This window comes from Avrilella dinanensis, assembly GCF_002807015.1.
GTDB classification, from domain to species: domain Bacteria; phylum Bacteroidota; class Bacteroidia; order Flavobacteriales; family Flavobacteriaceae; genus Flavobacterium; species Flavobacterium dinanensis.
Map to the genome: position 1 here is coordinate 1505515 of NZ_NIPO01000001.1, position 14754 is coordinate 1520268.

Annotated in this window: 16 protein-coding genes; 6 read left to right on the top strand and 10 right to left on the bottom strand. The window is 39.6% G+C overall.

What is annotated here, in order from left to right:
- Positions 1–12: 12 nt before the first annotated feature.
- From nuoF to CDL10_RS07185, 6 genes are read right to left on the bottom strand one after another with little or no spacing between them, the layout of a single operon-like run.
- A complete protein-coding gene (gene nuoF / locus CDL10_RS07160; protein WP_100677899.1) occupies positions 13–1377 on the bottom strand; it encodes an NADH-quinone oxidoreductase subunit NuoF in 1365 nt (454 codons plus the stop codon).
- 10 nt (positions 1378–1387) lie between these two features.
- Positions 1388–1912 carry an NADH-quinone oxidoreductase subunit NuoE family protein gene (locus CDL10_RS07165; RefSeq protein ID WP_100677900.1) on the bottom strand — a complete coding sequence of 175 codons (525 nt, stop codon included), beginning with the start codon at positions 1910–1912 and terminating at the stop codon, positions 1388–1390.
- Positions 1913–1916: 4 nt separating this feature from the next.
- Positions 1917–3152, bottom strand: a complete 1236-nt coding sequence (locus CDL10_RS07170) for an NADH-quinone oxidoreductase subunit D (protein ID WP_100677901.1) — start codon at positions 3150–3152, stop codon at positions 1917–1919.
- 12 nt (positions 3153–3164) lie between these two features.
- A complete protein-coding gene (locus tag CDL10_RS07175) occupies positions 3165–3686 on the bottom strand; it encodes an NADH-quinone oxidoreductase subunit C (RefSeq protein WP_100677902.1) in 522 nt (173 codons plus the stop codon).
- Entirely contained in the window at positions 3686–4234 is a 549-nt protein-coding gene (locus CDL10_RS07180; protein ID WP_100678677.1) for an NADH-quinone oxidoreductase subunit B, read from the bottom strand. Before CDL10_RS07180 ends, CDL10_RS07175 begins: the two co-directional genes overlap by 1 nt.
- A gap of 11 nt (positions 4235–4245) precedes the next feature.
- Positions 4246–4611, bottom strand: a complete 366-nt coding sequence (locus tag CDL10_RS07185; protein ID WP_100677903.1) for an NADH-quinone oxidoreductase subunit A — start codon at positions 4609–4611, stop codon at positions 4246–4248.
- A gap of 208 nt (positions 4612–4819) precedes the next feature.
- Here CDL10_RS07185 and CDL10_RS07190 point away from each other — a divergent pair, with 208 nt between their 5' ends.
- The 3 genes from CDL10_RS07190 to CDL10_RS07200 all read left to right on the top strand — a co-directional run bounded on the left by CDL10_RS07190 (position 4820) and on the right by CDL10_RS07200 (position 7634).
- The gene (locus tag CDL10_RS07190) at positions 4820–5140 is read left to right on the top strand and encodes a hypothetical protein (RefSeq protein ID WP_100677904.1); all 321 of its coding nucleotides are present in this window, start codon (positions 4820–4822) and stop codon (positions 5138–5140) included.
- 124 nt (positions 5141–5264) lie between these two features.
- A complete protein-coding gene (locus CDL10_RS07195; protein WP_100677905.1) occupies positions 5265–6977 on the top strand; it encodes a SulP family inorganic anion transporter in 1713 nt (570 codons plus the stop codon).
- A 12-nt stretch (positions 6978–6989) separates the two neighbouring features.
- Positions 6990–7634 (top strand): carbonic anhydrase, encoded by a 645-nt coding sequence (locus tag CDL10_RS07200; protein ID WP_100677906.1) that lies wholly within the window; start codon positions 6990–6992, stop codon positions 7632–7634.
- Positions 7635–7711: 77 nt separating this feature from the next.
- Here the strand turns inward: CDL10_RS07200 and CDL10_RS07205 are convergent, their stop codons facing one another.
- From CDL10_RS07205 to CDL10_RS07220, 4 genes are all read right to left on the bottom strand, one after another.
- The gene (locus tag CDL10_RS07205; RefSeq protein ID WP_100677907.1) at positions 7712–8704 is read right to left on the bottom strand and encodes a head GIN domain-containing protein; all 993 of its coding nucleotides are present in this window, start codon (positions 8702–8704) and stop codon (positions 7712–7714) included.
- 87 nt (positions 8705–8791) lie between these two features.
- Positions 8792–10918, bottom strand: coding sequence for a prolyl oligopeptidase family serine peptidase (locus tag CDL10_RS07210; protein WP_100678678.1), 2127 nt, complete (start codon positions 10916–10918; stop codon positions 8792–8794).
- An 89-nt stretch (positions 10919–11007) separates the two neighbouring features.
- Complete coding sequence (locus CDL10_RS07215; RefSeq protein ID WP_100677908.1) at positions 11008–11442, bottom strand: DUF4625 domain-containing protein; 435 nt, start codon at positions 11440–11442, stop codon at positions 11008–11010.
- A 71-nt stretch (positions 11443–11513) separates the two neighbouring features.
- A complete protein-coding gene (locus CDL10_RS07220; protein ID WP_100677909.1) occupies positions 11514–12395 on the bottom strand; it encodes a DUF808 domain-containing protein in 882 nt (293 codons plus the stop codon).
- A 90-nt stretch (positions 12396–12485) separates the two neighbouring features.
- Between CDL10_RS07220 and CDL10_RS07225 the strand changes: the two genes are divergently transcribed.
- From CDL10_RS07225 to yidD, 3 genes are all read left to right on the top strand, one after another.
- Positions 12486–13793, top strand: a complete 1308-nt coding sequence (locus CDL10_RS07225) for an NAD-dependent succinate-semialdehyde dehydrogenase (protein ID WP_100677910.1) — start codon at positions 12486–12488, stop codon at positions 13791–13793.
- A 93-nt stretch (positions 13794–13886) separates the two neighbouring features.
- Positions 13887–14309, top strand: a complete 423-nt coding sequence (locus tag CDL10_RS07230; protein ID WP_100677911.1) for a Spy/CpxP family protein refolding chaperone — start codon at positions 13887–13889, stop codon at positions 14307–14309.
- Positions 14310–14406: 97 nt separating this feature from the next.
- Complete coding sequence (yidD, locus tag CDL10_RS07235; protein ID WP_100677912.1) at positions 14407–14637, top strand: membrane protein insertion efficiency factor YidD; 231 nt, start codon at positions 14407–14409, stop codon at positions 14635–14637.
- Positions 14638–14754 lie beyond the last annotated feature (117 nt).

Sequence of the window (14754 nt, forward strand, 5' to 3'; positions counted from 1 at the left end):
GTCGGGAGGGGATTATACCATTTGCTTTTCTAACAAATGTCTTACTTTCGACATCGGCTCATTTACAAAATGGTCTCTGTTTTTGATTTTTTCAGGGAAACGAATGTGATATTCAAATTCTTCTCTGAAATGTCTGATAGCAGCAGCAACAGGCCAAGCCGCAGCATCTCCTAACGGACAAATTGTATTCCCCTCAATTTTCGACTGAATGCTCCAAAGCAATTCAATATCTTCTTCTGTTCCGTGTCCTGTTTCGATTCGGTACAGGACTTTTTCCATCCAACCTGTTCCCTCACGACAAGGCGAACATTGTCCGCAACTTTCGTGGTGGTAAAATCTCGAAAAATTCCAAGTATTTCTTACAATACAAGAAGTATCATTATATACGATAAATCCTCCCGAGCCCAACATTGACCCTGTTGCAAAACCTCCGTCAGAAAGCGATTCGTAAGTCATTAATCGGTCTTCTCCGTTTGCTGTTTTGAAAATCAAATGTTCAGGCAGAATCGGAACAGATGAACCTCCAGGAATAAGAGCCTTCAGAGGTCTGTCGTTCATCATTCCTCCCAAATATTCGTCCGAATTCATAAATTCATCAACCGAAAGTCCGAGTTCGATTTCGTAAACACCCGGATTTTTACAATGCCCCGAGGCAGAAATCAGTTTCGTTCCTGTTGAACGTCCGATTCCGATTTTGGCATATTCATCTCCCGAATTTAAAATAATCCAAGGCACATTCGATATAGATTCCACGTTGTTTACAACAGTCGGCTCTGCCCACAATCCGCTAACGGCAGGGAAAGGCGGTTTCATTCTCGGATTTCCTCTTTTTCCTTCCAAAGATTCGATAAGAGCTGTTTCTTCTCCACATATATAAGCTCCTGCTCCGCAATGCACATACAAGTCCAAATCAAATCCCGAGCCTTTAATGTTTTTTCCTAACCAACCATTTGCATAAGCCTCTTTTATGGCTTTTTCCAATATTTTGAAAATCCACATATATTCCCCACGAATGTAGATATAAGAAAGGTTTGCCTCCAAAGCATAACTCGAAGCAATCATTCCCTCGATAAGCAAATGCGGAATATACTCCATTAAATAACGGTCTTTGAAAGTACCGGGTTCGGATTCGTCAGCATTGCAGACCAAGTGTCTTGGCTTTCCCGATTTTTTGTCGATAAAACTCCACTTCATTCCCATCGGGAAACCAGCTCCTCCACGACCTCTCATTCCTGATTTTTTAACCTCCTCGACAATTTCGTCAGGGGTCATTTTCAGAGCTTTTTCCACAGAGGCATACCCTCCGTTTTTACGATATACATCATAATTACGAATACCCTCAATTCCTGTTTTTTCAAGTAATATCTTTCTTGCCATAACTCCGAAATTATACTAAATCAATTTTTCCCTCTCTGCAATCTTCAATCAACTGGTCGATTTTTTCTTTGGTCAAATGCTCGTGGTTAAAATCTCCTAACTGCAACATCGGTGCATATCCGCAAGCTCCCAAACACTCCACTCCGTGAACGGAAAACATTCCGTCAGAAGTTACTTCGTTTTCTTTTACTCCCAATTTATTGCAGGTGTAATCCATCATATCTTCTGCTCCACGAAGCATACAGCACGAAGTTCGGCAAAATTCCAAAGGGTATTTTCCTCTTGGTTTTAAAGCATACATTGTGTAAAATGTAGCAACTTCGTAAACTTCGATAGGTTGTATTTCTAAAATTTCAGCTACTTTATCCATCAATTCCACACTCAACCAATGGTCGTGTGCGTCTTGAACTGCATGAAGAACAGGCAGTAAAGCCGATTTCTTTTTATCAGACGGATAATGTGAAAGCAATTCGTTAATGCGTTCCATTAACGATTCACTTATGTTTATTTCTTGTTTTATTGTTGTTCTTTCCATAAGATTAAGCGTCTAATTCTCCAGCAATAACGTTCATACTTGACAGCGTAATAATCGCGTCAGACAAGCTACGACCTTTGATGATTTCGTTGAATGCCTGGTAATAGATGAAACAAGGTCTTCTGAAATGCAATCGATATGGTCTTCGACTTCCGTCAGTGATAAGATAGAATCCTAATTCTCCGTTACCGCCTTCAACGGCATGATAAATTTCTTTGTTGGTTACCGGAATTTCTCCCATCACAATTTTGAAGTGATAAATCAAGGCTTCCATATTATTATATACATCTTCTTTTGGTGGAAGATAATATTCAGGAACATCAGCATGGAAAGGTCCTTCCGGCATTTTGTCTATGGCTTGACGAATGATTTTTAAACTTTCCCAAACTTCAGCATTACGCACACAAAACCGGTCATAACAATCACCGTTTTGTCCAACCGGAACGTCAAATTCAAAATCTTCGTACGAGCTGTAAGGTTGTGCTACGCGAACGTCATAATCTACCCCGGCTGCACGTAGGTTTGGACCTGTAAAACCATAAGCCAATGCCCTCTCGGCAGAAATAGCTCCGGAATCAATCGTTCTGTCCATAAAAATACGGTTTCTCACCAACAGGTTTTCGAACTCTGTCCATATAGCAGGGAACTCGTCCAAAAACTCATTGATTTTTTTCCAGGCGGTTTCACTCCATTCACGTTCAAACCCGCCGATACGTCCCATATTGGTCGTTAGTCTTGCTCCACAGATTTCTTCGTATATTTCGTATATTTTTTCTCTGTATTGGAAAACGTATAAAAAACCGGTCAAAGCCCCGGTATCTACGCCCATCACCGAACTACATATGATATGATCGGCAATACGAGCCAATTCCATAATAATCACACGCAAGTACTGTACACGCTTCGGGATTTCGATGTTCATCGCCTTCTCGACAGTCATCCACCAACCCATATTGTTGATAGGCGATGAGCAGTAATTCAGCCTGTCGGTAAGCACATTGATTTGATAAAAAGGTCTGTTTTCGGCGATTTTTTCAAATGCCCGGTGAATATATCCGACAGTACCTTCTCCGTCAATGACTTTCTCTCCGTCCATTAACAGGATATTCTGGAAAATACCGTGCGTGGCAGGGTGTGTCGGACCGAGATTGAGGACAGATAACTCCACTCCGTCTTCATTTTTGCGGCGGTCAATTTCTTTCTGAAACCGGTCTTCGGGTGTTAGCAATAATTCTGACATAACTCGAATGGATTAACAATTAGGACCGGTTCTTCCGAAGAAACGGTCGTCTTTATCGGTTCTACCTTGGTCTTCCAACGGAAACTCTTTTCTTAATGGAAAAGATTCCATTTCGTCCATGTTTAAAATACGCTTCAATTGCGGGTGTCCTTTGAAAACGATTCCGTAGAAATCGTAAGTTTCCCTTTCCTGCCAATTGGCTGCCGGGAAAATATCTGCGATACTTTCTGTTTCAGGCTTTCTGCCGTTCAGGAAAGTTTTGATTCTTATCCGAACTTTGGTCAGCCAGTTATGCAGATGATAAACAACGGCAAATTGCCTTTCTTCCGGATAATCAGGATAATGCACACCGCAGACGTCTGTCAGAAAATGGAAGTTTAATTCCTGGTCTTCTTTCAGAAACTGAATGACCTCCCGGGTTTTTTCCGGATTGATTTCAAAGGTTAATATATCGTATGACTGATGAAATTCGATAATATCGGTACCGAATTTCTCTATCAGTTTTTGTTGTATGGTTTCGTTAGTCAAGCTCATTATTTGATGTTGTATGAGTTTAATAACTTTTGGTATTCTTCAGAACCGCGTCTGTAAACAGATTCTTTCTTCACGATTTCCTGTAGTTGAAGGATACCATCCAGAATCTGCTCCGGTCTTGGTGGACAACCCGGTACATAAACATCTACCGGAATAACTTTATCGATACCCTGCAGAACAGAGTAGGTGTCAAACACGCCTCCGGTACTGGCACACGCCCCGACTGCGATTACCCATCTCGGTTCCGACATTTGCTCATAAACCTGACGAAGAATCGGTGCCATTTTCTTGGCAATGGTTCCCATAACCAGCAGTACATCTGCCTGACGAGGCGAGAAACTCATTCGTTCCGAGCCAAATCGGGCAATGTCGTATGTGGCTGCCATGGTTGCCATAAATTCAATTCCGCAGCAAGAAGTGGCGAAAGGCAAAGGCCACATGGAATTGGCACGAGCCAGCCCGACAATGTCACTCAGCTTGGTTGCGAAAAAACCTTCTCCGGTATAGCCTTCGGGAGGGGCGGTCATTTTGATATCTTTGTTACTCATAATTCCGTTGTTTAATCCCATTCGAGTCCTTTTTTCTTGAACTCATAAAATAATCCAACTACCAAGATGGCGATAAAGATGCCCATTTTGGCAAAACCTTCCCAGCCAAGTGCTTTGAAATTGACTGCCCAAGGATACATAAAAATAACTTCTACGTCGAACAGCACAAACAGAATGGCTACCAAAAAGTATTTCACGTTAAAAGGCACGCGGGCATTACCGACGGATTCTATACCGCACTCAAAATTCACATCTTTCTTTTTTGATGAACGTTTTGGACCTAACTTTCCGGAGATAAATACGGTTAGTATAACGAAACCGGCAGCCAGTCCTAACTGCATCAAAATAGGTATTAAATCAAATTGTGTAGATTGCATTTTCTCTTAAAATTACTACCAACAGCAAATATACTTCGATATTTAGGAGTTTAAAAAAGTTTGAATACAGATTAGCCGAAGAAACGGTTAATTTAAAATGAGTATAAATAAAACAGATTAATATATTGTTATAAGGCGTTAAATCTTGTTAAACAGATAACCAAAGACGAATACATCTTTTTATATTTGCATCACGAGAAAAAGAAAAATGGAAAGAAATCGATTGTTTCATAAAATACTCAGTGTAATCTTCATTGCCATTATGTGCAATGCTTTTGTTACACCTGCACTTTGTACCTTGAAAGATACCGATTTCAGTTACGATTCACTCACGCTTACCGAAGAGGAAACCAAGAATTCCAATAATCTTATTGAAGAAGAAGAAAAACTTGTGGCATACACCAGTTTCTGCGATTTTTCAGATTTCATACTCATTCAGAACAGACAGTTTGCCTCTAAAAAACTTTTTCTGAATGATGATTACTTTGATGAAATCCTACTTCCGCCTCCTGAACAAAATTTAGTGTAATTACCTCAATCTTTTCAGGATTGGGTTTGATGCTGGTTTGACCTGACCAAGGTTGAATCATGCTTGTTTTGTCATGACAACAAAGTCATTACAATGTGTTTTCACACTAAATTTTAAATAAATTATGTCAAAAAAAATAAATCTTTTTGCCAATCTGAAGTATGATTTTTCCTCAGGATTGGTTGTGTTTTTAGTTGCACTCCCGTTGTGTTTGGGAATTGCAATGGCTTCGGGAGCACCATTGTTCTCGGGAATTATAACCGGAATCGTTGGTGGAATCGTGGTTGGATATCTTTCCAATTCTCACATCAGTGTTTCGGGACCAGCAGCCGGACTTACCGCGATTGTGCTTGCGGCGATTCTTTCATTGGGTTCATTCGAGGTTTTTCTGACGGCTGTTTTTCTGGCAGGACTGATGCAGTTGGCGTTGGGGTATCTCAAGGCGGGAGCAATCTCGAATTATTTTCCGAATAACGTTATTGAAGGAATGCTTGCCGGTATCGGAATTATCATTTTTCTGAAGCAAATCCCGAAAGCTTTAGGTTCAGATGTCGAAGTAGGAAACGGGCTGGCTATTTTCACAGATCTTGCCAAAGCTTTTACCGAAATTCAGGCGGGTGTAATCATTATTGCTCTCGTTTCATTAGCCATCATTATTATATGGGATAAAGTTGATGTGCTCAAAAAAATAAAAATGCTTCCGAGTGCATTGGTGGCGGTTATTGTCGGAACAGTTTTAAATGAAATCTTCAAAGCGACCGGAAGTCCGTTGGCTATTACATCAAGTAATTATCTTGTTGAACTACCAGTGGTAACAAGCTGGGAAGGATTCAAAGGAATTTTCATTCTGCCTGATTTTCTGAATTTTTCAGACGGATTAAACTTTTCAAGTTTTACCAATAAAGAGGTTTGGACAGTTGCGGTAACCATTGCGATTGTGGCTTCGATTGAAACACTTTTGTGTATTGAGGCGTCCGACAGGATCGACCCGCAAAAACGCCTTACTGATACCAATTTGGAGCTGAAAGCTCAGGGAACAGGAAACATGATAAGCTCGTTGCTGGGCGGGTTGCCAATGACTTCGGTGGTCGTTCGTTCATCTGCTAATGCCAATGCTGGTGCAAAATCAAAAATGTCGGCAATCATTCACGGAATTTTGCTTTTGGTTAGTGTATTGTCGATTCCGTTTTTGTTGAACAAAATTCCGCTTGCAGTTTTGGCAGCTGTGTTGTTGGTTATTGGCTACAAATTAGCAAAACCAGCTGTTTTCAAACACTTTTTCCGCCGCGGGAAATATCAGTTTGTGCCGTTCATAGTAACCGTATTGGTGGTGGTGTTTACCGACCTGCTAACCGGTGTAGCATTAGGAATGTTTATCAGTATATTTGCCATATTGAGAGGAAACATGAAAAGGGCTTATTATTTCCGTAAAGAGGAATATGAAAAAGGAGATGTTATCCATATTCACTTGGCACAGGAAGTATCTTTTTTGAACAAAGCGGCTATTTTGTTTACTTTAAATAAAATTCCTGATAACTCAAAAGTAATTATCAACGCTTCAGACACGGTTTATATCGCCCATGATATTCTGGATAGTATTAAAGAATTCAGAGATATCCGTGCTCAGTTAAAAAACATCGATGTTACGCTTATCGGCTTTAAGAACGAATACGATTTGTCAAACACAGAAACTGATATCAGAAATGTTTCTGTTGAGCATAATTTATTGATGAAACACAGAGAAAGACATAAAACGTCAAGCGAGGTAATTACAGAAATAAAATACGAGGAAACTAACGGAAACGGAAAAAATAAAAAGAAAAAAAAGAATAAATAAAAACATAAAACAATGTCAGATTTTTATAAGCAAATCATAGAAAATAACAAAAAGTGGGTAGAGTCAAAACTGGCTTTAGACCCGGATTTTTTCAAAAAATTGAAAGATACGCAAACTCCTCCGCTTTTGTGGATTGGTTGTTCAGACAGCCGCGTTCCGGCAAACCAGATTATTGGTGCCCAGCCCGGCGAGGTGTTTGTTCACAGGAACATCGCCAATATGGTCGTTCACTCTGATATGAATATGCTGAGTGTACTTGATTATTCAGTTAATGTGCTGAAAGTGAAACACGTAATCGTTTGTGGGCATTACGGTTGTGGTGGTGTAAAAGCCGCTATGGGAAGTAGTTCGGTAGGGATTATCGACAACTGGATTCGTCATATCAAAGACAGTTATAAATTCCGTAAAAGCGATATTGAAGCCATCGAAGACGAGCAAGAAAGGTTTGACCGTTTCGTAGAATGGAATACTAAACAACAAGTGCTGAACTTGGCTGTGACTTCAATTGTGCAGGAAGCGTGGAGCAGAGGGCAGGAACTGTCTGTTCACGGCTGGGTTTACGGACTCGACACTGGACTCGTCAAAGACCTTGATGTGACATTCAGCTCACACGACGATATCCGGAACAGTAGTATTTATAAGCTGGATTTTGAGTAAATATTTTACAATTAAAAAAGCCCGAAAATAATTATTTTCGGGCTTTTTATTTTTTTATATATTCATTCAGATTGTTATCACTTCTTTTTTACGCTGCCCGATGACGAAGTATCTTTGTCAATCGTCTCGGGTTGGTTGTAATAGTAAATATCTGCCGCTGACGACGCCTTAGCTTTTAGTGAAACAACCGGGTGCACCAATATTTTTGAACTGCTCGATGCCGAAACGGTGGCATTATCCGCAACAAGCTCTTTGGTGTCGATAGTCGCTGTTGATGAGGTTTTGGCAGATAAATTCAATGCTTTTCCTTTTAGTTTGATGTCGGAACTGCTGCCGGCAATCAGGTTGATTTTGTCTGATTGAATATATTTGACCTCAATATCAGCCGTTGACGAGCTTTCGGCAAAGAAAGATTTCGTGAAAACTTTATTCATTTCAATATCTGAACTGCTTGATGCAGATAAATTAATTTTACCCGATTCGATATGGTTGATTTCAATTCCTGCGGTTGACGAGCTTTGGATTTCACAGGCTGTGGTATAGATATCTTCGATTTTGATATCAGACGAGCTGCCTGCTTCCATCACCACGGATTTGGCTCTCACTTCTGCCAAAACCATATCGGCTACACTGCTTGTTCTTAACACCAAATCTTCGGATTTTATTGGTTTTTTAGTTTTAATTTCAGAAGATGCCGACGCTCGTAATTCTGAAATATCGGGCATTTTTACGTAAACTTTCGCCTCTTTGATGTTTTTTACGGAAACATTGTCAAAATGAATTTTCAGTGTGCCACCGTGAACTTCTGTAAGAATATATGGAATAATGTTGTCATCAGCTTCCACGATAATTTCGTAGTCCGGTGCTTGTTCCAATTCTACTTTAAGAATGCTCGATACATCAATTTTGTCAAAGCTTTTAGGGGTTTTCCTTTGCTCGGTAATCACATTTCCACTTCCTTCGATTAGTGTCAAACCATCGGAGATGGTGGTAGTGTTAATACAGCTTCCGAAAAATAAGCTGAGAATAAAAATCAAACTGATTTTTGTGATTTGGATAGTTCGTGTCATCACTGAAATGTTTAGGATATCTGATGGGTTGCTTTCTTTTAATCAAAACCTTCCGGGTTTTAAAATCCGGAAGGTTTGCAAAGGTAATTAGTTTTTGATATTCTTTATTCCCATATTATATAAGGTAAACGCTTGTATGTCGGCATTTTCGCTAATTGTTTGTTCAACCGATTTACCAGCACCGTGCCCTGCATCAACATCAATACGGATTAACATCGGGCGGGTTCCTTTGTATTTGTCTTGCAATTCAGCGGCAAATTTAAAGCTGTGTGCAGGAACAACGCGGTCGTCGTGGTCGGCAGTAGTAATCAACGTAGCCGGATATTCCGTATTTTCCTTTACATTATGCACCGGAGAATAAGCCTTCAGGTAATCAAACATTTCTTTGGAATCTTCAGCAGTTCCGTAATCGTATGCCCAGCCAGCTCCTGCAGTGAATGTGTGGTATCTAAGCATGTCCAAAACGCCCACGGCAGGCAACGCTACACGGAACAAATCCGGACGCTGAGTCATGCACGCACCAACAAGTAAACCGCCGTTTGAACCTCCTCTGATTGCCAGATAATCTGACGAAGTATAGTTTTCTTTGATAAGAAATTCCGCTGCAGCGATGAAATCATCAAAAACGTTTTGTTTTTTCATCTGTGTTCCGGCAATATGCCAGTCTTTACCATATTCGCCACCACCTCTGAGGTTAGCAACGGCATAGATACCTCCGTTTTCCATCCAAACGGCATTGGGAACACTGAAACTTGGTGTCAGACTGATGTTGAAACCGCCGTAACCGTATAGTATCGTAGGGTTTTGACCATTGAGTTTTGTTCCTTTTTTATAAGTAATCATCATCGGAACTTTTGTACCATCTTTTGAGGTATAGAAAACTTGCTTGGATTCGTAATCGTCCGGATTAAAATCAATTTTTGGTTTCTGGTATTCTTCAGATTTTCCGGAAGCTAAATCCAGCTTGAATATCGTAGTTGGTGTAACGTAGTTGGTAAAGCTGTAATATAATTCCGTAGCATCAGATTTGTCGCCGAATCCGGAAGCTGTTCCCAATCCAGGCAATTCAATTTCTCTGATTTCTTTTCCGTCATAATCATATTGCTTAACCACAGAAAGGGCATCTTTCATGTAATTGGCAAACAAATAGTTGCCTGCTTTAGAAAAACTTACCGTATTTTCTGTTTCCGCAATCACATCTTTCCAGTTGCTCATCGCCGGATTGGCAGCATCGGTAACAACCAACCGTTGGTTGGGAGCGTTCAGGTCGGTAATGATGAATAATTTCCCGTCTTTGGCGTCCAAGACAGTATGTGAATTATCCATATTGTTTACGATATTCCGGATTGCCGAACCATCAGAAAGATTTTGGATATAAAGCTCATTGCCATAAGTGGCATTGGCGGCAGTAATTATCAAATAGTTCTGGTCGTCAGTCACATATCCACCGATGTAGCGGCGTTTTATATCACCTCCGAATATCACTTTATCTTCCTTTTGAGGAGTGTTCAGTACATGATAATATAGTTTGTGCTGATCTGTTTTAGAAGACAATTCACTGCCTTCAGGTTTGTCATAGCTTGAGTAGTAAAAACCTTCGTTTTTGTACCACGAAAGTCCGCTGAATTTAACATCTACCAAGGTGTCGCCAACAATCGATTTGTCTTTTGCATTGAGCACAATAACTTTTCTCCAGTCGCTTCCGCCCTCTGAAATCGCATAAGCAACGAGGCTTCCGTCATCAGAAAAAGAAAGGTCGGCAAGAGAAGTTGTTCCTTTTTCCGAAAAAGTATTCGGGTCTAAGAAAACTTCTTCTTTTCCGTCTTTATCTTTCCGGTACAAGACAGATTGGTTTTGCAAACCGTCGTTTTTGAAAAAGTAAGTATATTCTCCTTCAACAAACGGAGCTCCGATTTTTTCATAATTCCATTTACTTTCGAGTTGTTTTTTCAGCTTGTCCAGATACGGAATCTGGGCTAAATAACCAAAAGTAGTTTCATTTTGAGCCGTAACCCATTTTCCGGTTTCTTCCGACCGGTCGTTTTCCAGCCAATGATAAGGGTCAGCGACTTCCTCTCCGAAATAAGTGAATACTGTGCTGTCTTTCTTTGTTTCAGGGTATTCTAATCTTTCCACTAAGTCTTGCGAATTGTTTTTTTTGTTACACGATATAATCAGCGATGCCAACAATATGCCACTAACTAATTTTTTCATATTTACTATTTTTTTAAACATTTTGAACAAATATAAGAAAAGACCACCAATGATGGTAGTCTTTTTTGTATAGATTGTTTGCGATGATTTTATTCTTCCTCGGCAACTATCTCTATTGTTTGTCTGAGAATAGACAGGTTGTCGTTAAAATCTCTTGCTTTCACATCAATAATATATGTGCCAGGGGTCGTTGGAGCATTGTCAACTTCTTCCGGAATAGTGATTTTGTGAATAATAGGAAATTCAGTAACAAAGCCACCGATAGGCACTTCTCTTTCGTCTTCAAAACTGTTAGGAGCACTAACTATTTCGTTGTATATTTCGTATTGATACACAGCAATACCGTCTGCATCTTTGAATTTTAAATGAAGATTCATCACATCGCCGGGAGCAAAAACTTCTCCATCTTCGGGTGTAACAATTTCTATCTGGGGACCTGTGTTGTCTTTTTCTTCCGTGATACAGGAAGTAAAAGTCATACTGGAAATTAAAACAAATGCGATTGCTGATAATACTTTTTTCATAATGCTATAATTAGTAAACCAAAGATAGTTGTTCTGGGTTAGAAAACAATCACAATAATTGTTTTTTAACATCAAGCCTCTTTTTTACTGACCAGTCCGATAGTTTTTTTGATTAAGGAAACAATCAGAAAAGCAATAGTACCCATGACCAAAGCAAAAATAATCTGTCTGGCGATTGCCGGAAGATTATTTAACAGATGATGAAAATAATCTACCTGATGAGAAAATATCTCGCCGGAAACCAGCAACAAAGCCACCGTTCCGATTACCCCGAGAGCCTTGATAACAACCGGAAGAAGTTTTATCAACACATTTCCGGTTTTGGCGATCAAACCTGTGTTGTTGGATTTTTCAACCAGCTTTAGCCCAAAATCGTCCATTCTGACAATCAAAGCGACCAAACCATATACCCCGATTGTAGCGAGAATTGCCACGACCGACACCGTTACGATTTGTACCGACAAGTCGGCATCTGCTACTGTGCTCAGAGCGATAATCACAATTTCTACCGATAGGATAAAATCGGTAATAATTGCTGATTTTATTTTTTCCTTTTCGCTGACCACAGTTAACGGTTCAGTCGAAGTTGTTTCTTCATGGTGTTTTTGCTCGTGTTTCCGATGAAAAAAATACCAGATAATTTTTTCCACACCTTCATAAGCCAAATACAATCCTCCGGCAATCAGCACATATTTAATCAGGTCGGGCAGGTAATAGTTAAGAAGAAAAATAACAGGCAGGATAATCAGTTTATTCACAAAAGAACCTTTGGTAATCGCCCAAAGCACGGGTAATTCTCTCGAAGCGGAAAAACCGGTTGCTTTTTCGGCATTTACAGCCAAATCATCGCCCAATATTCCGGCAGTTTTCTTTGTTGCCACCTTGCTTGCCAACGCCACATCGTCCATGAGCATAGCAATATCATCTAAAATTGCAAAAAAACCTGAAGCCATTTTTTCTGTTGTTTATCTGCCAAAAATAAACTTTTTTTTGGATTAATTATTTCATTCCTGCTATATTTCGTAATTTTAAAAACAAAAAACATGCATACGATAAGCCTTCAGCAAGCATTTGAAAAAACAGAAAAAATGCAACAATCTTTTGTCCGGTGGAAATCTTTACCATTGACAGAAAGAATTACCGGTGTAAAGAAAATCAGACAGAATTTACTCGATAATTTGGAGCATTATGCCAAAGCTATCACAGAAGATATGCACAAACCTATCGCCCAAAGCAAAGCCGAAGTGAAAAAGTGTGCTTATCTTTGTGATTATTATATAGATAATGCACAACATTATTTACAACCTCGGACTATTGAAACTGGTTGGAGTAAAAGTTATATTACGTTTGAGCCCTTGGGCGTTTTGTTGGGTGTAATGCCGTGGAATTATCCATTTTGGCAAGTGTTTCGATTTGTAATTCCCAATTTGATTCTCGGCAATACATTTGTGCTCAAACATGCGTCCAACGTGCCGTTGAGTGCAAAGCTGCTGCAGGAAGCAGTAAATGTCGCTTGTGATGATTACCCGGTTTACCTAAATTTATTCTTGCCCGGAAAAGAGGTAAGCGAGGTTATCGCTCATTCGGTAGTGAAAGCAGTATCGCTGACCGGAAGCGAGGCTGCCGGACGTTCGGTGGCGGAAACCGCCGGAAAATATCTCAAGAAATGTGTGCTGGAACTTGGCGGCAGCAATGCACTTATTGTTTTGAACGATGCTGATTTAGATAAAACTATAGACAAAGCCGTTCAGGCACGTATGCAAAATGCCGGACAAAGTTGCATTGCCGCCAAGCGTATTTTGGTTCATCGGTCCATATACGATGAATTTCTAAAACGATATATAGATAGGGTAAAACAGCTCAAAACTGGCGATAAATGGGACGAAACCACGGAGATAGGAGCCATGGCAAGAGAAGATTTGGCGATTGAGCTTGACAATCAAATTCAGAAAAGTGTAGCGATGGGGGCAAAAGTTTGTATAGGCGGTCACCGGAAAGATGCCTTCTTTGAACCCACCGTTCTGACTGATGTTACTGCTGATATGCCAGTTTTCACAGAAGAAACCTTTGGACCGGTGGCGGTGCTGATGCCGTTTGATACCGATGACGAGGCCGTGAAATTGAGCAATCAGTCGTCGTTTGGTTTGGGCGTTTCGCTGTTTACAGCAGATGTACAGAAAGCCGAAAATATGGCAAAACGATTTGATGAAGGCTCGGTGTATATCAACGAAATGACTATCAGCGACCCTGCCGTGCCGTTTGGCGGAGTGAAAAACTCGGGTTACGGACGCGAATTGTCACAATTTGCCATGTATGAATTTGCTAATATTAAGCCGGTTGTAGTGAAGTGATCGTGTTAATATAAGATTTTTTTAAGACCCGACATTTGTTTTTGGCACGACTGTTGTTTTGCACTAAATATAACCTATAAAAATAGAATAAAAATGAAAAAATTAGTTTTAATGTTGGCTATCGCGTTAGGAACAACGGCGGTTGCACAAGAAAAGAAAATGGACAGAAAAATGATGTCCCCGGAAGCGAAGGTAGAAAAAATGGCAAAAGAATTGGATTTAACCGCCGAACAGCAAGTCAAAATCAAAGAGATTTATGCAAAGAAAAAAGAAACTATGAAAGCACATAAGTTGGATAGACGGTTGGACAAAAAAGAAGTTGACCAAAAAATGGACAAAGCCAAAATGAAAGAAGTCTTTGCAAAAAGAAAAGAAGACAGAGAACAATTTGATAAAGAGATTAAAAGTATATTGACTCCTGAGCAAATCGAAAAATATGATGCCAAAAAGAAAAAAATGATGGAAAAAAGAAGTGAGCGATTTGGCAAAAAAGCAAAAATGAAAGAAACTAAGTAAAATTAGATTCCATTTGAATTAGTTAAAATTTTTATCTTTGACCACAAATTTATCCGTTAATTCGGTGTAATTTGTGGTCAAAATATTTATACAAAATATGAAAAGAATCCAGAGAATATTGATTTTTCCATTCGTAATACTGGTTCGGTTTTATCAAATTGTTATTTCTCCACTTACACCTTCTTCGTGCCGTTTCACACCAACTTGTTCGCATTATATGCTTGAGGCCTTGAAAAAACATGGTGTTTTCAAAGGATTGTATCTCGGCATTCGTCGCATACTGAAATGCCACCCTTGGGGCAAAAGCGGATACGACCCCGTACCTTGATTATTCAAATTAATTTGTACATTTACCAAAAAATTAAACCACATAGACATATAGTTTTTATATCTGTATATCAAAGCTGTTTTTAAAATTAAATTATGTGGTAAAAACTAAAAATAT